The organism is Moraxella tetraodonis (assembly GCF_022359095.1).
GTDB classification, from domain to species: domain Bacteria; phylum Pseudomonadota; class Gammaproteobacteria; order Pseudomonadales; family Moraxellaceae; genus Faucicola; species Faucicola tetraodonis.
Map to the genome: position 1 here is coordinate 326,703 of NZ_JACSYB010000001.1, position 19,871 is coordinate 346,573.

Consider the following 19,871-nt stretch of genomic DNA (forward strand, 5'->3'; position numbering starts at 1 on the left):
AGCGGCAAATGACAAATGATTATTCATCATCAGATTTTGGGGCATCATGGGTGTCATCTTGTGCTTGAAGCTTACGTGCTTCTTCGTCACCTTCAGGATCACGAGTACCGGCAGCTTCTTCATTTGCTTCTGGCTCGATTGGCTCTTCAACTTCTACTGTTGGCGCTTGCATAGTAGCCACAGTACGGTTAAACGGTTCAGTCACTTCAAGCTCACGAATGGCAACGCCTTCAGGTAACTGGATATCTAACAAGTGAATCGAATCACCGACGTTCATGCCAGATACATCGACTGTCAAGTATTCTGGGATTTTTGAAGGAATGGCAGTGATTTCAAGTTCAGTGGCATTTGATACAAAGATACCGCCTGCTTTATGACCTGGTGCATCTTCAGCGCCTACATAGTGTACAGGAACAGTGATGTGCATCGCTTGACCACGGACGATACGTTGGAAGTCAGCGTGCATTGGGGTGTTTTTGGCTGGATGACGTTGTAATGCTTTAATCACCACTTCTTCCGTACCTTGACCTTCTACGTTGATGGTCAAAATGTGAGAGAAGAAACTTTCTGTTTCAAGTGATTTAATCAATTCATTGTAACGAATAGCAATAGAGGCTGGCTCTTTGTCTGCACCGTATACGATTGCTGGTACTAGGTTTTGTTTACGAAGGCGGCGGCTCGCACCTTTACCTTGTAACTCGTCGCCACGTAAGACAGCGTTTAATTCAAAAGTTTGGTTACTCATAGGAGTTTCCTTGGGTTAGGCTAGTTAAGGATACCTTGTCAGTATGACTTGGCTTTTTGCCTTTACTTACAAAGCTCTACTTACAAAGCTTTAGTTAAAAAGATTGGCAAGTGACTAGCGAGTGAAAAAAAGCATAAATTTGCGACCAATTTATGCGTTATGCGCCACTTTTTTAAAAAATGGCAAAACTTATATAATATCAAACATCGCACTCAATGATTCTTCATTGTTGATACGACGTAGCGCTTCAGCCAGCATAGGGGCAATGGTCACTTGGCGAATTTTGCCCGTGTTTTTTGCGGCATCTGACAGTGGAATGGTATCGGTTACGACAAGCTCATCAAGCACTGACGCTGCAATTGTTTGGATTGCTTTACCTGACAATACTGGGTGAGTGATGTAACCCACCACCCGGCGCGCGCCACGTTCTTTTAATGCGGCAGCGGCTTTGCACAGGGTACCTGCGGTATCCACCATATCATCGATAATCACGCAATCACGGTCTTTAACATCACCGATGATATGCATCACTTCTGATTCGTTGGCTTTGGCGCGGCGTTTATCGATAATTGCCATGTCGGCATCGCCTAACTGTTTTGCCATTGCACGGGCACGCACCACACCGCCCACGTCAGGGGATACCACCATCAAGTTATCGTATTTTTGCTCACGCAAATCTTTAAATAAAACCGGCGTACCGTAAATATTGTCTACAGGGATATCAAAGAAACCTTGAATCTGGTCTGAGTGCAAATCCACGGTAACCACACGGTCAATGCTCACAATATTGAGCATATCAGCGACCACTTTTGCTGAGATAGGCACACGCGCTGAGCGAGGACGACGGTCTTGACGCGCATAACCAAAATAGGGCATCACTGCCGTAATACGACCTGCACTGGCACGGCGCAAGGCATCTGCCATTACCATGATTTCCATCAAATTGTCATTGGTCGGTGAGCAAGTTGATTGTAGGATAAAGACGTCTTTACCACGTACATTCTCTTGGATTTCAACCGCGACTTCACCATCCGAAAAACGCGTCACATCGGCACGTCCTAGCGGAATATGTAAGTGATTGGTGACATTTTTTGCCAATTCTGGATGGGCATTTCCGGTAAAAATTGCCAAATAAGGCATATGCGAGTCCTATTTTTCTAGACCAACGACGGTTTCATCAAACAAAAAAAACCCATCAACTAACTTTTACAATTAGGATGAGAAAAACGTCATTACGTCAACTACTAAAAATGGGTTAGTAAAGAAAATGGCAGGGGTAGCTGGACTCGAACCAACGAATGCCAGGATCAAAACCTGGTGCCTTACCAACTTGGCGATACCCCTGTGACGGTGCGAACTATACCGATTTTAGGCAATTTTGTCAATGTAAAATGTCTTGAACAGCGCAGATTTTATGACAAAATTTTTACTACGTGATGCACAAAAAAATCTGTACATCTTTGAATATGGCAGGGGTAGCTGGACTCGAACCAACGGATGCCAGGATCAAAACCTGGTGCCTTACCAACTTGGCGATACCCCTATATTGGAAGCGATATTTTAACCAAAAAACATAAAATTGCAAGCTTTTTTTGGGCATAAACATCAAAATTTTTGCAATTGTTGATTTTCCAAAATTTTGTTACAGCGTATGCACCCAATACGCCTGAAAAGGTGAGGATTGTAACCAGTGTTTGATGCTATTTTTATCAAAATCGCTGGGTACTGGCAAAAACACACAACTGCCTGAGCCCGTCATGCGCGGTGTGGTGTGGGTGTTGGCGGCAAGCGTCATTAAAACATTCATCGCGGCGTTGACGTCTGCAGATAAGGCACATACTACAGGTTCAAAAACATTGGTAAAGCCATCGGTTAACTCATTGGTAAAGGCATGACAATGGCTTTGCAAATAGTCATGAGAAAGGCTTGCGCAATCCCGTTTTAACAGCGGATGGACGAAAAGTTCAGCCGTGCTGATATGGGCATCGGGTTTTAGCAATAAAAATTGCTGCGCAGGCAAGTCAATCGGCGTTAAAATCTCGCCAATGCCTTCAGCAATGGCATCTTTGCCAAAAATAAATATCGGTACATCCGCGCCCAGTTTTGCGCCAATGAGGCGTAGCTGCTCATTTCTCAATCCCAGTCGCCATAAGGTATTGAGCGTCATCAGGGCTGTCGCACAATTAGACGAACCCCCGCCCAAGCCTGCCCCCATCGGAATGTGTTTATCGAGGTGAATATCAACAATCGGTAATTGGGCGATTTGCGAGTCACTCAAAATTTGATGATTTTTGGCAAAGGCTAATAAGGCAATGGCCGCTTTAATAATCAGATTGTCGGCAGGGGTGTCGGTGACGTGCTCGGCATTGGACAGGGTGACGGGTAAATTATCGCCAATGGTTTTATCTGTATGGCTAAAAGTGAGCGTATCGTACAAATCTATCAGCCGAAATACGGTTTGTAGATTGTGATAGCCGTCGGGGCGTTTACCGGTAATATGTAAAAATAAATTGATTTTGGCAGGGGATTGTTGGGTAAGGGTCGGCATATTTTTATAATGAGTCACAGGTTTGCTTAAAATTCTAACACATCAATTTGCATTGAAGTTCATTGAAAGGATAAAAATCGGCTGTGCTATAATGCCTATCCTTTTTGATTCGATGTTCAAATTTAAAAAATGTCTCAACTTAAACCTTTTCTAAAATGGGCTGGCGGTAAATCACAACTCATCGGTGATATACAAGCACGTTTGCCAAATTATACAGCCAATCAAGATTTCTGTATGATTGAGCCATTTCTGGGCGGGGGTGCGGTCAGTTTTTGGGCATTATCTAACTTAAAGTATCTAAAAAAACTTATTATTAATGACTTTAATGAAGATCTAATAAATGTCTATCAGGTTATCAAGGCAGATGTTCAACAATTAATGATTGAGTTAGATAACTTGCAAAGAGATTATGATAAGTTGTTAGATAAAGATGCAAAAACGCCTTATTTTTATGCTAAACGTGCAAGTTTCAATCAAAGAAATCTTGATCCAGTGAAGCAAGCCAGTTTATTTATATTTTTGAATAAATCCAGTTTTAATGGGCTATATCGAGTTAATAAAAAAAATCAGTTTAATGTGCCAATAGGTAGTTATAAAAGACCGATTTTTTTGGATAAAGCATTATTACTTGCAGTCTCTGACGCGTTGCAAAAAGTCGTGATTTTACAGGGTGACTACGAGCAAACGATTAAAGCGCTACCAAACGACTTACCTTGCTGGTTTTATCTTGATCCACCTTATCGCCCGATTAGCGAAACAGCAAGTTTTACTGCTTATTCTCATCAAGTTTTTGATGACAGTGAGCAACGTCGGCTGCATGGGTTTTGCCAAAAAATTGATAAATTGGGACATCAGTTTTTATTAAGTAATTCCGACCCAACGACGCACAGCAAGTATGATGATTTTTTTGATAATCTTTATCAAGATTTTAATATAGAGCGAGTAACCGCTAATCGTGCTATTGGGGCAAAATCAACCAGTCGTCAAGCCGTCAATGAATTGTTAATACGGAATTATTAATTATGGATAGTCAATTGTTTGCAGATGAACATTTTGAGAAGTTCATTGAGACACTAAATTTAAAAGGTATCACTCAGTTTGATTATTTTGTGAACTGGGGAAAGGTGTTTAAAAATATTACCCCAATCGAAAAAGAGCTGAATTTGTTAAACACTGCCATTGGTAAAGAAGATATCGAAGCGGCATTGTTCGATATTCTTAAGACTTATCCGAAGACAATTAAGACAGTACCCACTCTTTTGGCAATTCGAGATAAATCAGTTGAAGTTTTGATTGATAGCACGGCTTTTATTTATAAAAATTTTGACTTCAATTTAAAAGAAGTCACAGATGAAAAAATTCACGATGTGGTAAATCTCTTGATTGAGAGTGGTTTTGCGGAATTGATCAAAACCAAGCAAATTAAAAGTATCCCTGACTATTGTATTGGTGTAGAAGTTGGACTTGATTCCAACGGTCGAAAAAATCGTGGTGGTACATCGATGGAAAAACTCGTTGAATCCTTTGTCGCCATATTTTGTCATGAGCACAATTTAGCTTATTTGGCTCAAGCCAATGCCAAAAAGATTAAAGAAGTTTGGGACATGGATATTGCTGTTGATAAATCTTCGAGAATCATTGATTTTGTAATCAAAAAAGGTGAACAGTTATTTTTTATTGAGTGCAATTTTTATGGCGGTGGTGGCTCAAAGCTCAAATCGACTGCTACTGAGTACATTGAAATGAGCCGTTTTTGGCAGGCTCAAAATATTACGTTTATTTGGGTGACCGATGGCAAGGGTTGGCTCACCACCAAAAATCCACTACAAGATTATTTTGACCGCAACAATATTTTGCTTAATATCGAAATGTTAAAAGATGATTTTCTTGAAAAAATAGTTCTAAGCTAAACCTTGATTTACAAGTGCATTGAATAACTTAGCTCTACCTGAATACCCCCAATAAGTTATATCTTGCTCTATGAACAACCACTTCAAGGCTAAACAAGTTTCTTCAATAGTTAATAGTCCAACGTTGACGTTAATAGTTCTTAGAAACGACTGTATATGGGTAGAGGGTACACAATTATAGATGTTGTGGATTGCAGGAATAATATTTGTATTATAAACATTAGGATCTGAGTTTTTTTTCATTAAAAGCTCATGAAAAATATGTTCGTGTGAAGGATTTCGAGTTCTTCTATTAGCACCTTGAAAATAAATATCCTTAAACATTACTCTAAAATCCATACCTTTATTTAAATTAGTTTGTCTAGCAATATAGATATTTCTAGAAACACATTCTTCAACAAAATATTCATATCTTTCTATTCGTGTTTCATCCCCTGCTAGCTCTTCAAGAAAAGTCATTACTACAAAATCTCTAATTTCCTTACGTGTATTCAAATTATCTGGTATAACCAAACGTGGTTGATGAAGATTAACGGGCACTAAATACTCCTAAAAATCAAATAATTCACTAAGCGACAAATCAAACGCTTTGGCAAAAATCTCAATATTGTTTAGTGCAGGATTTCGCTCGCCACGTTCGACCATCCCAATATAGTTACGATGAAACCCTGTCAGTTCTGCTAACTGCTCTTGACTGAGATTTTTAGCTTTGCGCAGTTGGCGAATTTTTTGCCCAAACTTGATTAAAATGTCATTTTCCATTGCGTTATTCTCACTGATTGATTAAAATTAACCACACACAATAAGTGTTATTTTGGAATTATTGACATGCATGTTGCTTACAAGTTCAATGATGATTGTGAATGGCTAGCGGATGAAGGCATCAAAGGCAAAATTGTGAATACCTTGCGAATGCTTAGCTTGGATAGTCGGTTAGAAAACCAGACGGTTTTCATTCCTGATGGTTGTGAAGAAATGGGGTTTTTAGAAGGGAGTTATGATATCGCGTCAATGTTGCACTTTATTGCGGATATGATGGAATGATTTTTTATCAATCAGAACTACAAGATTTCACGCTGCTGCAAGGTGATTGCTTACACATTTTGCCGACAATCGATGATAAATCTATCAATATGATTCTTGCCGATCCGCCTTATTTTTTATCCAATGACGGATTAACGGTAAAAAATGGCATGGTGCAATCTGTTAATAAGGGCGAATGGGATAAATTTAGTGATGATAATGAAGTCTATATTTTTACTTATGATTGGCTAAGCCAAGCAAAGCGAATGTTGGCAGATAATGGCACGATTTGGATGAGTGGAACCCACCACAATATTTTTACGCTAGGGCGAGTATTATCACAACTCAATTTTAAAATCTTAAACATGATAACTTGGGAAAAACCCAATCCACCGCCAAATTTTTCTTGTCGCTATTTCACCTATTCAACTGAATGGATAATCTGGGCAAGAAAAAACCCAAAAATTCCGCATTACTTTGATTATGAATTAATGAAGTCGCTCAATGGTGACAAACAAATGAAAGATGTTTGGCGTCTGCCTGCGGTATCAAGCTGGGAAAAGCAATTTGGCAAACATCCTACGCAAAAACCGTTAGGATTGTTGTCAAGGATTGTTTTGGCGTCTACCAAAGCCAATGATCTCGTGCTTGACCCATTTACAGGCTCATCGACAACAGGTATTGCTGCCAATTTATTTGGTAGAAAATTTATCGGAGTTGACCAAGATAGTAATTTTTTAACCTTAAGCAAAAATCGCTATCTTGGGTTGGATGAAAAATCACGCCAATATTTTAAAGAGAGAGTAAAGCAACAGATTAGCTTGTAGCTTTCATTATTTTCGGCTCTTGAATCGGCAGATTGAGCACAGCAGCTAAGGCAGCCAGTGCCATATCGGCATACCACATATACTGATAATTACCAAATTTATCGACCACAATTCCCCCCAAGTAGGCGCCCAAAAACCCACCAACTTGGTGACTAAATAACACCAATCCAAACAAGGTCGCCAAATATTTGACCCCATACAACTTGCCGACGGTTGCCGCAGTCGGGGGTACCGTGGCAAGCCAAGTTAGACCCAAGCTAACCGCAAATATAAAAAAAGTCGTTGCGGTTTTGGGTGCCATCAAGAAAATCGCAATCAAGATAGTACGGCTCAAATACATCCAAAACAAAATATATTTACTGCGAAAATGACCCACACACCAGCCGACAAACAAACTGCCGACCACATTTGATAAGCCAATCAACGCGAGCGACCAAGAGGCAACATTGCTACCGAGACCCGCCAACGTTACTTCCATCGGCAAATGAGTGACCAAAAACGCAATATGAAAACCACAGGTAAAAAAGCCGATATGCAGCAGCCAATAGTTACGATCGCTAAGCGCGCGTCGGATGGCTTGTGATAGCGTTTCGTGGACTTGGTCATGAGCAACCGCCGACGAAGCGGCAGGCGCATGTTTACCAACATTTTTACCGTGCGTGAGATAATAGGCCAACGGCAAACACAGCAAACTTGTCCCTGCCATAAAATACATTGCCCCTGTCCAACCTATCAATGGCAGAGCAATTAACCCTTGTAAAATCGGCGCAAATAAAAATTGTCCAAACGAGCTACCTGCATTAATAATACCCGATGCAGTGCCGCGCATATGGGGTGGGGTTTGATTCGCCACTTGTCCCATCAGCACTGAAAAACTACCCGCCCCTGTCCCAAATGCGACCAAAATCCCAAGCGTGACCACCAAACCAGCGGCACTGACAAAATAGGGCACACTAAAACAGCCAATCGCCAGTAGCAAGGTACCGAACAATAGTACCTGCCATGCGCCAAACTTATCCGCCAGTGCCCCTGTCACAGGCTGTGACACGCCCCACATCAGCTGTGTCACCGCTAAGGCAAAACTGATTTGCACAATGCCGATATGCGCGCTAGCATCAATCGGTTTGATAAATAACCCAAGCGATAGGCGAATCCCAGACGTTATCAATAAAATAGCCGCAGCGGCGGCAACTAACAGCCAAAGCTGATTTTTTGACGGTAGGGCAGGGCTTGACATAGGGCATATCCAAAAAAAGGTAGCAAAAACTGGGGTGGCAACTACTTGGCTAACGCGCTAGTATCTGACGCATAAAACTGTTCAAAAAAATCCATGAATGCGCGATTTCATACAATCAATGTGCGCCGAGCAATCTTGATTAATTTAACCCATAAAAACAAAAAACCCTAGTAAATACTAGGGTCTCAGGGATTTTAATGGTTAGGTTAACACTTAACCAAACATTCGTTGTATTAAATTTACTTGCTTTGGAACCAAGAATCCGCACGGCTACGTGCAGTGGCAATATCTTGTGATGACAAGTTTAATGCCAATTGACCGATTTTGCTTTGCGCGCGGGTGCGTACTTGGTCTGATAGCATGCCGTCACGAGCCGCTAGGTCATACCATTTGTAGGCATCGACCAATTTTTTTTCTTTTTCATCTAGCATGGCTAGGGTATAGCTGGCACGGTTATCACCCAGTTTTGCCGCTTTTTCTAACCAATAACGCGCTTGCCCAGCATTAGGCTGCACGCCTTCGCCACGAATATACATCATGGCAAGATTTAATTGTGCAGGTGCAATGTCTTGTTTGGCGGCGGTGGTGTACCACTGGATGGCTTGTTGGAAGTTTTGCTGAATGCCGAGACCTTTTTGGTAGCGTTTGGCTAGGAAGAATTGGGCTTGTTGATTGCCAGTTTTAGCTTGGCTTAGTAATGCCATCGGTTCCATGCTGTCATAGCGTGAGCCATTGAGTGGAATATTGGCAACCAGTTCAGCGCTTGCAACGCCTGATAAGCTTAAAAATGCAGTTAATACGGTGACTTTTAATAATTTCATAACCAACTCCGAGTATCAAGCTGCAGCCATCGCAAGCTTGCCTAGGTTTAGATAAAATAAACTTAATAAATAGGTAAACGAATTAACAGAAAATCTTAAATTTTACAATGATTTAGCCATTCGTTATGTTTTAATAGGATAACGCAATCTTTTGATTGTTTTAGGTTAACACTGTTTGCTTTGCGTTTCAAATATTTAAGTGAAAATGTAAACAGTTGTTACAATATTTCACAGGGGAAACAAGGCTTGCGATACTTGGTGTCGTGTAGGGCTTTACTTTTGTGACATATTGTTAGATTAGACGATAATTTATCGGCTCACCAAATCTTCATAGGCATAGAATCAGCGATAAAATAGCTTAGTTTTTGGTAACCCGATAGATTGCCACATCGGCAAGTAAGTTGGGGTTTTTGCGGATAATTTGTGCAAGTGCCCAAGGATAGGGCTTTTCACTTTCTTGTACCGCAAAACGATTGATGATACGGATGTCATTGTCATCACACAGCTTTTCAAAGTCTTTAAAGGTACACAAGTGAATATTGGGCGTGTTGTACCAAGCAAACGGCAGGGCTTCAGACATTGGCATCATGCCTTTGATACCCAAGTGAATACGGTTTTGCCAATGCGCAAAATTAGGGAAAGTGACAATCACTTCTTTGCCAACCCGTACCATATCGAGAAGTAGTTGGTCGGGCTCTTTGACCGCTTGTAGGGCGCGCGCCATCACCACCGTGTCAAAGCTTGCGTCGGCAAACCGCGCTAACCCATCATTTAAGTCTTGCTCAATGACGTTGACGCCTTTGGTAATACAGTCATTGATTTTAGTTTGGTCGATTTCGATACCATAGCCAAACACGCCCAATTTGTTTTGTAAATGCGCGAGTAAATCACCGTTACCACAGCCTAAATCCAAGACTTTGGCATTGGGTTTGATCCAGCGTTCAGCAAGTTGATGGTCAATTTTCATTCAATTCTCGTTAAATCTAAAGTTAAATCCAAAATTAAATCTAAATTAAGCGGTTAAAAAATTAAATACCGATTGACGATAGGTCGGGATATCAAACAAAAACGAATCATGCCCATAGGCGGCATCGATATTGATATAGCTTACGGGCTTACCATTGGCAATTAGCGCATCCACAATTTCTTGTGAGCGCTCTGGGCTAAACCGCCAATCGGTGGTAAAGGATATAATTAAAAACTTACACTGGGTATTTGCCAATGCCAACCGTAGCGCATCGGTATCACTCAAACTATCATTGAGACTGTCATCCTCAATCGCGCCGCGCGCCGGGTCAAAATAATCTAAGGCTTTGGTCATCAGCAAATAGGTATTGGCATCAAAACGTTCACTAAACTGCTCACCTTGATAGCGTAAATAACTTTCCACTTGAAATTCTACATCGTAGTTGAACATCAGCTTGCCGGCTTTCAAATCGCGTCCAAATTTTACCCGCATCGCTTCATCGGTGAGATAAGTGATATGACCGACCATACGCGCCAAAATCAAGCCGCGTTTGGGAATTTTGCCTTGCTCGATATAGCGTCCTTCACAAAAATCAGGATCGGATAAAATCGATTGGCGTGCCACTTCGTTAAAGGCAATATTTTGCGCAGACAGCTTCGGCGTGCTGGCAATGACCACACATTTTTTTAGCCGACTCGGATAGTCAATTGACCACTGCATGGCTTGCATGCCACCCATTGAGCCACCAACAATCGCATGCCAAATATCAATGCCGAGATAGTCAGAGAGCATGACTTGGGTTTTTACCCAGTCTTTGATGGTGACCAAGGGAAAATCTGGACCATATGGCTTGCCGGTTTCTGGATTGGTACTGGTTGGACCCGTCGAGCCGTAGCAGCTGCCAATGTTATTAAGACATACCACAAAAAAACGCGTGGTATCGATTGCTTTGCCAGGACCGATAAATGTATCCCACCAGCCTGCTTTTTTATCATCGCTGCTATGATAGCCAGCCGCATGATGACTGCCCGATAGCGCATGACAAATCAATATCGCATTGGATTTATCGGCGTTGAGCTCGCCATAAGTTTCCACCATTAAATCAAAAAATGGCAGCGTGCGATTGCATTCTAACGTCAGTGGGGTATCAAAATGAATTTTTTGCGGTGTGACGATACCCACAGATTTGCCACCAGATTTGGCAAAACTAATAGGATGATCGTCGTCAAAATTTTTGGGGACAGTCAATTCAGCTTCAGGTAAAATCTTGGTATGTGGTTTGTGTTGCTGTGTACTCACCCGCTTTCTCACTAATTTTTGATTGATAACGCATTAAAAGTATAGCTATTGTAAGGGTTTATATGGGTTATCACAACTTGGAATTCAAATGCCAAATTTAGCATCATCACCACACCATACACTCCTATCGCTCACAGGATTGTCGCTCACGGGGTTTTTGGCATTGACGTATTTAGCATTTCATCAGCCAATATCGGTTTTGGCTGCCAATGCTATTACAGTCACAAGCGCCACGATGGTCAGCCATCATCAAAGCCATCACTCCGTCAGTCATCTAAACAGCCACCAAAACCACTATCAAAACCAACAGCCCAAACAGCATAACCACCAAGCAGACGGTGAATTGGCTAACACTCCATCACAAAACGCAATCTTTAAAAGTAAAAGTCCTGCTAAAAGCCCCGTACCCTCTGAACAAAATTCCCGCCTAGTGGATGCGCTATTGGTCATGGGTGGGATAGGTTGTCATTGATTCAAATATAGCTTAAAAAATGCAATAATTGAGCAATTTCAGATAATTATCCAGTACGCGCACCCTAGTAAATATGCTAATCTTAACCCCACTTTTTTTATGATTTTTTGGATTAAAGATAAATTATGAAGCCAAGCAATCCACCTGAAATTGCCGTTGTTCTTGTGAATTTGGGAACACCCGATGCACCAACTGAAGCAGCGGTGCGCCGCTATCTCAAACAATTTTTGTCCGATCCGCGCGTGATTGAAATTCCGCAGTTTATTTGGCAAATCATTTTAAACTTGTTTGTGCTACGCAGTCGCCCCAAACGGGTTGCCCACGCCTATGCTAGCGTGTGGGACGGTGATTCTCCGCTGCGTAAAATCACGCTTGCCCAAGTGGACTTGTTGCAGCAGCGTTTTGACCAACATCAACTACCTTGCAAAGTAAGCGTCCATGCTGCCATGACCTATGGCAAACCTGCGTTAACGGATGTGCTATCGGCATTAACTGCCAGAAAAGTAGAGCAAATCGTGATGTTGCCAGCTTATCCACAGTATTCTGGTTCCACCACTGGCGCGGTGTTTGACGTAGTCGCCAAATGGGGGCTTAAGCAGCGTAATTTACCCAGCATTAGCTTTGTTAAAGATTATTTTGCTCATCCGCAATACATCCACGCCTTGGCCCAGAGCGTCAAACGCTTCCAAGCTGAACATGGCAAACCTGAAAAATTGCTATTGAGTTTTCACGGGATTCCAGAGCCGTATGAGCAAAAAGGCGATCCGTATGCCAGACGTTGTCGCTGTACCGCAGCGCATTTGGCGCAAGTGCTGGGACTTGAGCGTCATGAGTGGGAATGTAGTTTTCAATCACGCTTTGGTAAGCAAGAATGGGTCAAACCTTATACCGATGCCACCTTAACCGAGTGGGGCAAGCAAGGCATCAAGTCAGTACAGGTACTGAGTCCAGCATTTTCGGCAGATTGCTTAGAGACGCTAGAAGAGTTGGCAGTCGAAAATCGACAGACATTCCAGTCCAATGGCGGTGGGGACTATCATTATATCCCTGCACTCAATGTGGATGCTGCGCATATTGATTTGTTTGAGTCACTGGCATTGCCACATGTGCAAGCGTGGCAACAAAATCTGCAAGGATGGTATTAACATTTATTGTTAAAGCTTGGGCTTAAAGTAGGTTATTAAGCGCATTAATAGCAAGCCTTATTAACTGCAAGCCGATAAAAAAGGTTGGTAACTTACCAACCTTTTTGGCGTTTCTTTTTGACATTTAAATACAAAAAATTTCAGAACAGAAAATCAGTCTTTATAACTTTCATCTGCGGCATCAGGGTCAGCGATATCACCAATAGTCGGATAGTCGTCTTCGCTAAAGCTATCCTCAACCAATAATTCATCAATCCGCTGCTCATCAATATTTTGGCGATGAATCGGGGTCAAACCACTTTCACCCGCTTCAATATGGCTTGATGACAAGGATTCATCATCCAATTGCACAGTAAAACTATCCGAATCAATATCGGTCAAATTGCTAGATGTTGGTTTGGCTTTCATTGTTGTTCCTTCATTTTCATTTATTGTTTATTATCAGTGTTATGTCGGTATCATAGCCAGTAATCAGCATGACATCTATGTTGCCAATGTGATATTTGTGTTATGTTATCGAAAACAGTTTTTCGCACAGACAGCGTTTTTAACAATTTTTATGGATAAAACAGGAAGTGACTATGTTTAAAAATCTTGCCTCAGATGCATTGGGTTTAAGTGACATCGGTAAAATCATCCCAGCCAGTCAGTTTAACCAAACCGATATTGATGACTATATTTTTCATGAAGATAACGAGCGCATTTATTTTGTGATTAAGTCAAAAATGGACGAATATTGCTTTACCAATGTCGCCTTTATCCACCTTGATGGGCAGTCGGCGACCAGTAAAAAACGCTTGCTAAAACGCTATCCGTACCGCAATTTTCAGCCCGCCAATATCATGATTGAGACCGCAGGCACGATGGATATGGATGCTGAGCTAAAATTTAGCTTGGGCGGTGTGGCGTTTTCGATTGATATCGACAAAAATCAAATCGAGCAAATCCGTGATATCTATAAGGCGCTGACTGCGATTAGCGAGCAGTGCAAACGCATTGCCCATGAAGAAACGGTGCTAGAAAAATCCTTTAATACCGTCACCAATATGTTTAGCTTACGCGAACTGTCAGAAAACGTGGTGCTCAACTTGCCTGATGTCATCAACCAAACTGTCGCACAAGTAGAAAATGCCTATGGCGAGCGTTTAAAGACCATTCGTAATTATGACTTTGGCGCGATTTTTGAGCATTATTTGCGTCAATAATTGCTAAAACTTATGCAAACTGTACTCACCGCCTACGCTGAGCAAGGGATTAAACTTGCGATTGAAAGCAAACGAGTCAAACATATCAACTTTCGTATCAAATCGATTGATGAAGCACCGTTTACCAGCTTGCTCAGCGTGTCTTATCCCATGCGTATGCCACAACATCTGCTGAGGCAATCGCTCGAGCATCGCCTTGCATGGGCAATCGACTGCCAGCAAAAACAACGAAAACTCAAAGAACTTCAAGCCAAAAAACCTGCCTATATCAATGATGTTAAAGATTTGGCAAATTTGACCCTTGAAAGCAATATTTACTTTGAAGGGCAAAAAATGACAGTGCAAGCCTTATTTGAACGCCACTTTGACAACTCGGATTTTTCAAAAACGGATATTCCACGCACCTTAACGATTCTTTATAAAGCTTGGCTCACTCAATTTATTCAAAACCGCCAAGCGTTTTGGCAAGACAAAGTGGGTCAATTTGCCAGCAAAATCACGCCCTACACCATGAAGACCCGATGGGGCAGTTGTAGCACCCAAGCCAAAACCATTCGCTTGTCCGTTTGGCTGGCGCAATTCCCGCCAGACTGCGCGGATTATGGGTTGGTGCATGAGCTGTGTCATCTGATTGAGCCCAATCATTCGGCACGATTTTGGGCGCAGGTGGCACGAGTCATGCCCGATTACAAACATTGGCATGATAAGTTGAAATTTGGGGATTTATAAATGAAAAAAGCCATATCGCTTTGATATGGCTTTTTTGCAAGCATAAAAATATAATAGCAGAGTTTGGCGTGACGTTATGCTAAACGAGCCGTTAAGCTTGGACTTAACACTTAACGGAGTAAAGAACGATGAAACGCTGTTTAATCATCATCGTTCTTGTTGTCCTAATGCTGTTAAGCAGTAACGCTTATTAGACGGACGCAAGACAGCGTGGCAGTTGCTGGAACAACTAAAACGCTGGGGCTTTCGGGAAACCGTTAGCCCACTCCTTGTCTTTATTATAAAGTTGCAAATCCTCAAAATCAATCTGTTAAAATGTAATCAGATTGCATTTTTTCACGAAACCCATCTTTTTCACGATACCATTGATGACGGCGTTTAGAATTGTGTTTCCAACTTTTTGCATATTTGAACGCATAAGTTGGTTTGTCATCCCAAATATGCGGTAAATGCTTACCACGCTTGGGGCGTAGCTTGATGTTATAGTCCCAATATTCCGCTTTGTGCAAATAATGAAATGAGCGTTCTTGTTGCGTTCTAAAGTAGCTATAAATCTGATTGCGTAAATTTGGATAACGACAACTTTCCCACGGAAAATAGATTTTCTTACGCCCAGAACTGCGATATTGAACTTTGGTTTTTTTGTGAGTTTTTTCAAGTTTTTGCATAATAGATTTTTCCTAAGTTAAAAAACTTAGAAAAAATCCAATTTGTAATAATTCATCGTTGATTGCCTGTAGAAAATTCGGTCTAAAAACAAAATTTGGGTTAAAATTTTGTTTTATCCTAGCATCTATTTAAAATTTCGTAAAATTGAAAAAGAAAATATCATGAACAAAATTCATTATCAATTCGACTTTAAACGCTTCCGCGAACACCTTGTCGATGTCACGCTTACGTTTACTGCGGACAACGACAACCCAATCGTTTGGCTACCTGCTTGGATTGCGGGTAGTTATATGATTCGAGAATTTAGCAAACACATTACGGCAGTCACTGCCACCATCCATGACCCCAACGCCAAGAACAATCAACGCCTTAAAAAACTTGATAAAAACCACTGGCAAATCCACGCCAAACAAGGCGACCGCATTAGCGTCACTTATGAAGTCTATGCTTATGACTTATCCGTGCGTGGGGCATATGTCGATGAAACTCGCCTGTACGGCAACTTCACCTCCCTAGCATTAGCGGTACAAGGGCAAGAAAACCAAGCGATTAAAGCCGAACTCATTTGCCCGCAAGACTTTTATGAGGTAAACGGCGTGGAAGTCAGCCTAGCCACTGTTTTACCCGAAAAAATGCACCAACAAGCCGAACAAACCATCTATCAGCTAACTGCCGACAACTACGAGCAACTCACCGACAGCCCGTTTGAAATCGCTGAGCAAGATGAATTTTGGTTCGATGTAAAAAGTGGCGAAAACACCATTCCCCACCGATTTGTGATTTCTGGCGTACACCACAGCGACCTTGAACGGCTAGAAACTGACCTTAGCAAAATTTGTCAAAGCTATGTCGATTGGCTCGGTGATACGCCGTTTGATGATTATCTGTTTATGACCATAGCAACTTCAAGCGACTATGGCGGGCTTGAGCACCTTGCCAGTACCAGTTTGATTACCCCACGAGATGACCTACCCACATTTTTTGAACAAGCTGAGCCAAGCGAGAGTTATCAACGCTTTTTGGGCTTGTGTAGCCATGAATATTTTCATGCGTGGTGGGTTAAAACCGTGCGTCCCGAAGTCTTTTTAACCGCCAATTTTAACCAAGAGACTTACACCACCTTGCTATGGGTGTTTGAAGGCTTTACCAGTTATGTGGATGATTTTATGCTACAAAAAAGCGGGGTTATTTCGCAACATAGCTATCTGAAGCTGCTTGCTGAACAAATCAATCGCTACTATCAAACCCACGGGCGCGCCTTGCAAAGCGTGGCAGAATCAAGCTTTGATGCGTGGATAAAACTATATCGTAGCGATGAGAACACCGCCAATGCCGGGATTAGCTACTACAACAAAGGCGCGCTGGTGGCGTTATGTTTAGACTTGACTTTGATAAACCATGGCAAACGTATTTTTGATGTGATAAAAGTTTTTTATGATAAAGCCAAAGCCCAAGATAATCGCCGTTTTGGTATGACGGACGCCAATCTAGATGACGTCATGAATGAATGTTTACCCAAAGAGGTTTGGCAAGATTTTAGAGCCAATTATATCGACGGCACCACAGAATTACCGCTATTTGAACTGTTGTCAGAACAGGGTGTGAGTATTGAGCAAAAAGACGATGATATTACTTGGGGCATGAAATATATGAGCGAGCCTACTGGGTTAAAAGTGCAACGTGTTGTGCGAAATAGCCAAGCCGCCGCTGCAGGGATTTCTGCTAATGACGTCATCGTGGCAATTGATGGGTTAAAGGCGAGCGAAAAATGGCTAAAATCTACGGCTAAAACCCAAACAATTAGTGAAGACCCTGCCGTGTGTCATGTATTTCGCCGTGATGAGCTGCTGGTGCTTGAAGTGCCACCCGTGAGCGACTCGCATGTTAAACAACCGCTAATATGGACGCTGTTAGCGGGTGAAAATACAAGCCTCACCAAATGGCTGCAGTGGAAATAACTTGCAAAAATAAAGCAAATCTAGTAAAATTCGGCTTCCAATTTTATCAATCCATCCTGTGTTGGCTTTAATCGGTTGGGTGTTTGGGTGAATTTTTAGCAAAATAAAGATTCATGCCACGCATACTAACTGCAGACCAAAGGGCAGGATAATGACTAGAGACCTAACCATGCGCGCAGATATCCATCCAGCTTATCAAGAAGTTCTATTCCACGACACCAACGCTGACGTTTACTTTTTAACTCGCTCGACTATCAAATCAAAAGTAACTCGCGAATACGAAGGTAAAGAATACCCATACGTCGCACTCGATATTTCAAGTGCCTCACACCCATTCTATACCGGCGAACAACGTAAAACCCAAAACGAAGGTCGTGTGGCAAGCTTCAACAAACGTTTCGGTGCATTTGCAGGTCGTAACAAAAAATAAGTTTAATCGCTTATTATCAAAAACCCTTTGCAACTGCGAAGGGTTTTTTATTGGCTGGAATGGGACATACTAGACAGTCACTAACAATACGCCAAAAAAAGCCCACCGAAGTGAGCTTTTTTTGGGTTTATTTGTTTAGGTTTAATAGGAATGAATTTTTACGTTTTTCGGTAGTAACAATTCTTTTTTGAGTGGCAACTGCGGTGATAACTCAAACAAGGCGCGGCGATATACATTACGTTTAAATGCCACCACTTGGTTAAGTGGATACCAGTAACTGACCCATTCCCAGCGGTCAAATTCAGGTTTTGCCGTATCAAAACGGATATGTTCTACATTGTTCTCATCTAGCTGGAGCAAAAACCATTTTTGTTTTTGCCCAATACACAAAGGATATTGTCCTTGTCGTACAAAACGTTTTGGCAACCGATAACGCAGCCAATTTTGGGTTTGTGACAACACTTTGACATGCTGAGGGTACAATCCGACTTCTTCCCACAATTCCCGATACATTGCATCAAGCGGCGTTTCACCAAAATCAATGCCGCCTTGTGGAAATTGCCAAGCATCGTGACCCACGCGTTTTGCCCACAGTACTTGTCCGTGTGTATTTGCCAAGATGATACCTACGTTGGCTCGAAAGCCGTCTGCATCAATCATGACGATTACCTTCAATTTAATGGTTAAAATTGGCAGGCAATCACATTATCAAGTTTTTTGGGTCGCAAGGTTTACACACATCCTTGCAGACCATTATTAAAGTTTTGGTCAATCAAATCATCGGGCATAAACCCATCTCATACCAACAGACGCTTATTTTATTATTATTGCTAAAAAACATGGACAATGTAATCACTGCCTTTATTACCCACTATTAAACCAGTTTTTATGTCAAAAGTGTAATGTTTATTTGCTATAAATTGTTTCACGGACATAAAAAGCGCATAATATCGCTTGATTTTATACAAAATATTTTTTTAAAAATTATAAGCATCTGGGGATAGTATGAAAGCAACAGTAAATTGGTTAAAAAACGAAGACATTAATTTTGAAGCCGTGACCGAAAACGGCAATAAAATTATCATGGATTCAACGGAAAAATTGGGTGCCAAACCCATGGAAATGGTTTTGATGGGGCTTGGCGGCTGTGCCAGTTATGATGTGGTCAGTATCCTGCAAAAAGCCCGTCAAGCTGTAAGCGATGTTGAGTGTCAGCTATCGGCTAAGCGTGCCGACACGATTCCTGCGGTATTTACTGATATTCATTTGCATTTTGTGGTCAAAGGCAGCGCCATCAAAGAAGCGCAGGTTAAAAAAGCCATCGAGTTATCGGCAGAAAAATACTGCTCAGCCAGTCGTATGCTAGAAAATGGCGGTGTCAAAATCACCCATGATTACGAAATCATTGATGAAACATTTGATGAAATTACTAATGAAACGGTTAAAGGGTAGGGAATAACGGCATGTTTCCCTATCTAAGTGCTGTCCCTGCCACCAATAGCAGCGTGGTGCTGGCAATGATGGTTGCCAGTTTATTGCCCTTGGTGTTTGCGATATTGGCAAAGCTCTTTGGCGGATTTAAAAGCAAAGACAATGCCAATCCGCGCGAGTTTTTGGGTAAACAAACGGGCGCGGCAGCGCGTGCCAATGCCGCGCAGCAAAATAGCTATGAAACCTTGCCGGTATTTTTGGCAGCGGTGATTGTGGCGTTGTTATTTTTTGTACCGCTGTCAGTGGTGACCCAGTTGGCATGGTTGTATGTGATATTACGGATTATTTATGGGTTGGCGTATATTGCCAATTGGGCAACTTTTCGCTCAATTATTTGGTCGCTTAGCCTCGCCTGTCCACTGATGTTGTTTTATTTAGCGATACGATTGAGCTAA

The 19,871-nt window shown here is 41.8% G+C and carries 24 protein-coding genes and 2 tRNA genes; 12 read left to right on the forward strand and 14 right to left on the reverse strand.

Features of this window, described 5'->3' with window-relative positions:
* Positions 1-19: 19 nt before the first annotated feature.
* From H9W84_RS01450 to ispE, 5 genes are all read right to left on the reverse strand, one after another.
* The gene (locus tag H9W84_RS01450) at positions 20-745 is read right to left on the reverse strand and encodes a 50S ribosomal protein L25/general stress protein Ctc (RefSeq protein ID WP_239741401.1); all 726 of its coding nucleotides are present in this window, start codon (positions 743-745) and stop codon (positions 20-22) included.
* 189 nt (positions 746-934) lie between these two features.
* On the reverse strand, positions 935-1,885 hold the full coding sequence (locus tag H9W84_RS01455) for a ribose-phosphate pyrophosphokinase (RefSeq protein ID WP_095356733.1): 951 nt from the start codon (positions 1,883-1,885) through the stop codon (positions 935-937).
* 128 nt (positions 1,886-2,013) lie between these two features.
* Positions 2,014-2,089, reverse strand: a tRNA-Gln gene (locus H9W84_RS01460).
* Between the two features lie 123 nt (positions 2,090-2,212).
* Positions 2,213-2,288, reverse strand: a tRNA-Gln gene (locus tag H9W84_RS01465).
* 99 nt (positions 2,289-2,387) lie between these two features.
* Complete coding sequence (gene ispE, locus H9W84_RS01470; RefSeq protein WP_275579739.1) at positions 2,388-3,293, reverse strand: 4-(cytidine 5'-diphospho)-2-C-methyl-D-erythritol kinase; 906 nt, start codon at positions 3,291-3,293, stop codon at positions 2,388-2,390.
* Between the two features lie 129 nt (positions 3,294-3,422).
* Here ispE and H9W84_RS01475 point away from each other — a divergent pair, with 129 nt between their 5' ends.
* Positions 3,423-4,313 carry a DNA adenine methylase gene (locus tag H9W84_RS01475; protein ID WP_144918227.1) on the forward strand — a complete coding sequence of 297 codons (891 nt, stop codon included), beginning with the start codon at positions 3,423-3,425 and terminating at the stop codon, positions 4,311-4,313.
* A 2-nt stretch (positions 4,314-4,315) separates the two neighbouring features.
* Positions 4,316-5,203 (forward strand): type II restriction endonuclease, encoded by an 888-nt coding sequence (locus tag H9W84_RS01480; RefSeq protein WP_239741405.1) that lies wholly within the window; start codon positions 4,316-4,318, stop codon positions 5,201-5,203.
* Here the strand turns inward: H9W84_RS01480 and H9W84_RS01485 are convergent.
* Together H9W84_RS01485 and H9W84_RS01490 are read right to left on the reverse strand one after the other, a co-directional pair.
* A complete protein-coding gene (locus tag H9W84_RS01485; protein ID WP_099833400.1) occupies positions 5,195-5,743 on the reverse strand; it encodes a hypothetical protein in 549 nt (182 codons plus the stop codon). The genes H9W84_RS01480 and H9W84_RS01485 overlap by 9 nt on opposite strands.
* Before the next feature lie 9 nt (positions 5,744-5,752).
* Positions 5,753-5,965 carry a helix-turn-helix domain-containing protein gene (locus H9W84_RS01490; RefSeq protein WP_239741408.1) on the reverse strand — a complete coding sequence of 71 codons (213 nt, stop codon included), beginning with the start codon at positions 5,963-5,965 and terminating at the stop codon, positions 5,753-5,755.
* A gap of 66 nt (positions 5,966-6,031) precedes the next feature.
* Between H9W84_RS01490 and H9W84_RS01495 the strand changes: the two genes are divergently transcribed.
* Positions 6,032-6,247: a hypothetical protein gene (locus tag H9W84_RS01495; RefSeq protein WP_007117237.1), complete on the forward strand. Its 216-nt coding sequence runs from the start codon at positions 6,032-6,034 to the stop codon at positions 6,245-6,247.
* The gene (locus H9W84_RS01500) at positions 6,244-7,053 is read left to right on the forward strand and encodes a DNA-methyltransferase (protein ID WP_239741409.1); all 810 of its coding nucleotides are present in this window, start codon (positions 6,244-6,246) and stop codon (positions 7,051-7,053) included. Before H9W84_RS01495 ends, H9W84_RS01500 begins: the two co-directional genes overlap by 4 nt.
* Here the strand turns inward: H9W84_RS01500 and H9W84_RS01505 are convergent.
* The 4 genes from H9W84_RS01505 to metX form a co-directional block, all read right to left on the reverse strand.
* On the reverse strand, positions 7,043-8,290 hold the full coding sequence (locus tag H9W84_RS01505; RefSeq protein WP_062332628.1) for an MFS transporter: 1,248 nt from the start codon (positions 8,288-8,290) through the stop codon (positions 7,043-7,045). The two genes, H9W84_RS01500 and H9W84_RS01505, sit on opposite strands and share 11 nt — an antisense overlap.
* 239 nt (positions 8,291-8,529) lie before the next feature.
* Positions 8,530-9,111 (reverse strand): tetratricopeptide repeat protein, encoded by a 582-nt coding sequence (locus H9W84_RS01510; RefSeq protein ID WP_050324939.1) that lies wholly within the window; start codon positions 9,109-9,111, stop codon positions 8,530-8,532.
* Between the two features lie 358 nt (positions 9,112-9,469).
* Positions 9,470-10,078 carry a methionine biosynthesis protein MetW gene (gene metW / locus H9W84_RS01515; protein ID WP_062332622.1) on the reverse strand — a complete coding sequence of 203 codons (609 nt, stop codon included), beginning with the start codon at positions 10,076-10,078 and terminating at the stop codon, positions 9,470-9,472.
* 45 nt (positions 10,079-10,123) lie between these two features.
* A complete protein-coding gene (gene metX, locus H9W84_RS01520) occupies positions 10,124-11,290 on the reverse strand; it encodes a homoserine O-succinyltransferase MetX (protein ID WP_239743588.1) in 1,167 nt (388 codons plus the stop codon).
* 175 nt (positions 11,291-11,465) lie between these two features.
* Between metX and H9W84_RS01525 the strand changes: the two genes are divergently transcribed.
* Both H9W84_RS01525 and hemH read left to right on the forward strand, forming a co-directional pair.
* Positions 11,466-11,849, forward strand: coding sequence for a hypothetical protein (locus tag H9W84_RS01525; RefSeq protein ID WP_239741410.1), 384 nt, complete (start codon positions 11,466-11,468; stop codon positions 11,847-11,849).
* A 125-nt stretch (positions 11,850-11,974) separates the two neighbouring features.
* The gene (gene hemH / locus H9W84_RS01530) at positions 11,975-12,994 is read left to right on the forward strand and encodes a ferrochelatase (RefSeq protein ID WP_239741411.1); all 1,020 of its coding nucleotides are present in this window, start codon (positions 11,975-11,977) and stop codon (positions 12,992-12,994) included.
* A gap of 153 nt (positions 12,995-13,147) precedes the next feature.
* On the opposite strand, the gene H9W84_RS01535 is transcribed toward hemH, so the two are convergent.
* Positions 13,148-13,402, reverse strand: a complete 255-nt coding sequence (locus H9W84_RS01535; protein ID WP_239741413.1) for a hypothetical protein — start codon at positions 13,400-13,402, stop codon at positions 13,148-13,150.
* Between the two features lie 173 nt (positions 13,403-13,575).
* Between H9W84_RS01535 and H9W84_RS01540 the strand changes: the two genes are divergently transcribed.
* Both H9W84_RS01540 and H9W84_RS01545 read left to right on the forward strand, forming a co-directional pair.
* Complete coding sequence (locus tag H9W84_RS01540) at positions 13,576-14,199, forward strand: PH domain-containing protein (RefSeq protein WP_203171379.1); 624 nt, start codon at positions 13,576-13,578, stop codon at positions 14,197-14,199.
* 12 nt (positions 14,200-14,211) lie between these two features.
* Complete coding sequence (locus H9W84_RS01545) at positions 14,212-14,928, forward strand: M48 family metallopeptidase (RefSeq protein ID WP_239741416.1); 717 nt, start codon at positions 14,212-14,214, stop codon at positions 14,926-14,928.
* Positions 14,929-15,230: 302 nt separating this feature from the next.
* On the opposite strand, the gene H9W84_RS01550 is transcribed toward H9W84_RS01545, so the two are convergent.
* On the reverse strand, positions 15,231-15,596 hold the full coding sequence (locus H9W84_RS01550; protein ID WP_007117225.1) for a hypothetical protein: 366 nt from the start codon (positions 15,594-15,596) through the stop codon (positions 15,231-15,233).
* A gap of 162 nt (positions 15,597-15,758) precedes the next feature.
* On the opposite strand from H9W84_RS01550, the gene H9W84_RS01555 reads away from it, so the two are divergent.
* Both H9W84_RS01555 and H9W84_RS01560 read left to right on the forward strand, forming a co-directional pair.
* Positions 15,759-17,555: a M61 family metallopeptidase gene (locus H9W84_RS01555; RefSeq protein ID WP_239741418.1), complete on the forward strand. Its 1,797-nt coding sequence runs from the start codon at positions 15,759-15,761 to the stop codon at positions 17,553-17,555.
* 169 nt (positions 17,556-17,724) lie between these two features.
* Positions 17,725-17,985 carry a type B 50S ribosomal protein L31 gene (locus tag H9W84_RS01560; protein WP_007117222.1) on the forward strand — a complete coding sequence of 87 codons (261 nt, stop codon included), beginning with the start codon at positions 17,725-17,727 and terminating at the stop codon, positions 17,983-17,985.
* A gap of 141 nt (positions 17,986-18,126) precedes the next feature.
* Here the strand turns inward: H9W84_RS01560 and H9W84_RS01565 are convergent, their stop codons facing one another.
* A complete protein-coding gene (locus H9W84_RS01565) occupies positions 18,127-18,645 on the reverse strand; it encodes an RNA pyrophosphohydrolase (protein WP_036596083.1) in 519 nt (172 codons plus the stop codon).
* A 345-nt stretch (positions 18,646-18,990) separates the two neighbouring features.
* Here H9W84_RS01565 and H9W84_RS01570 point away from each other — a divergent pair, with 345 nt between their 5' ends.
* Both H9W84_RS01570 and H9W84_RS01575 read left to right on the forward strand, forming a co-directional pair.
* Entirely contained in the window at positions 18,991-19,437 is a 447-nt protein-coding gene (locus H9W84_RS01570; protein ID WP_239741420.1) for an OsmC family protein, read from the forward strand.
* An 11-nt stretch (positions 19,438-19,448) separates the two neighbouring features.
* Entirely contained in the window at positions 19,449-19,871 is a 423-nt protein-coding gene (locus tag H9W84_RS01575; protein ID WP_239741422.1) for an MAPEG family protein, read from the forward strand.

Excerpts from the sequence above, each read along its gene's own strand:
- H9W84_RS01495 (WP_007117237.1), top strand. The coding sequence starts at position 6,032 with ATGCATGTTGCTTACAAGTTCAATGATGATTGTGAATGGCTAGCGGAT.
- H9W84_RS01565 (WP_036596083.1), bottom strand. The coding sequence starts at position 18,645 with ATGATTGATGCAGACGGCTTTCGAGCCAACGTAGGTATCATCTTGGCA.
- H9W84_RS01450 (WP_239741401.1), bottom strand. The coding sequence starts at position 745 with ATGAGTAACCAAACTTTTGAATTAAACGCTGTCTTACGTGGCGACGAG.
- metW (WP_062332622.1), bottom strand. The coding sequence starts at position 10,078 with ATGAAAATTGACCATCAACTTGCTGAACGCTGGATCAAACCCAATGCC.
- H9W84_RS01555 (WP_239741418.1), top strand. The coding sequence starts at position 15,759 with ATGAACAAAATTCATTATCAATTCGACTTTAAACGCTTCCGCGAACAC.
- H9W84_RS01525 (WP_239741410.1), top strand. The coding sequence starts at position 11,466 with ATGCCAAATTTAGCATCATCACCACACCATACACTCCTATCGCTCACA.
- H9W84_RS01560 (WP_007117222.1), top strand. The coding sequence starts at position 17,725 with ATGCGCGCAGATATCCATCCAGCTTATCAAGAAGTTCTATTCCACGAC.
- H9W84_RS01480 (WP_239741405.1), top strand. The coding sequence starts at position 4,316 with ATGGATAGTCAATTGTTTGCAGATGAACATTTTGAGAAGTTCATTGAG.
- H9W84_RS01500 (WP_239741409.1), top strand. The coding sequence starts at position 6,244 with ATGATTTTTTATCAATCAGAACTACAAGATTTCACGCTGCTGCAAGGT.
- H9W84_RS01575 (WP_239741422.1), top strand. The coding sequence starts at position 19,449 with ATGTTTCCCTATCTAAGTGCTGTCCCTGCCACCAATAGCAGCGTGGTG.
- H9W84_RS01540 (WP_203171379.1), top strand. The coding sequence starts at position 13,576 with ATGTTTAAAAATCTTGCCTCAGATGCATTGGGTTTAAGTGACATCGGT.
- H9W84_RS01535 (WP_239741413.1), bottom strand. The coding sequence starts at position 13,402 with ATGAAAGCCAAACCAACATCTAGCAATTTGACCGATATTGATTCGGAT.
- ispE (WP_275579739.1), bottom strand. The coding sequence starts at position 3,293 with ATGCCGACCCTTACCCAACAATCCCCTGCCAAAATCAATTTATTTTTA.
- H9W84_RS01455 (WP_095356733.1), bottom strand. The coding sequence starts at position 1,885 with ATGCCTTATTTGGCAATTTTTACCGGAAATGCCCATCCAGAATTGGCA.
- H9W84_RS01550 (WP_007117225.1), bottom strand. The coding sequence starts at position 15,596 with ATGCAAAAACTTGAAAAAACTCACAAAAAAACCAAAGTTCAATATCGC.
- H9W84_RS01505 (WP_062332628.1), bottom strand. The coding sequence starts at position 8,290 with ATGTCAAGCCCTGCCCTACCGTCAAAAAATCAGCTTTGGCTGTTAGTT.
- H9W84_RS01490 (WP_239741408.1), bottom strand. The coding sequence starts at position 5,965 with ATGGAAAATGACATTTTAATCAAGTTTGGGCAAAAAATTCGCCAACTG.
- H9W84_RS01545 (WP_239741416.1), top strand. The coding sequence starts at position 14,212 with ATGCAAACTGTACTCACCGCCTACGCTGAGCAAGGGATTAAACTTGCG.
- H9W84_RS01570 (WP_239741420.1), top strand. The coding sequence starts at position 18,991 with ATGAAAGCAACAGTAAATTGGTTAAAAAACGAAGACATTAATTTTGAA.
- hemH (WP_239741411.1), top strand. The coding sequence starts at position 11,975 with ATGAAGCCAAGCAATCCACCTGAAATTGCCGTTGTTCTTGTGAATTTG.
- H9W84_RS01475 (WP_144918227.1), top strand. The coding sequence starts at position 3,423 with ATGTCTCAACTTAAACCTTTTCTAAAATGGGCTGGCGGTAAATCACAA.
- H9W84_RS01510 (WP_050324939.1), bottom strand. The coding sequence starts at position 9,111 with ATGAAATTATTAAAAGTCACCGTATTAACTGCATTTTTAAGCTTATCA.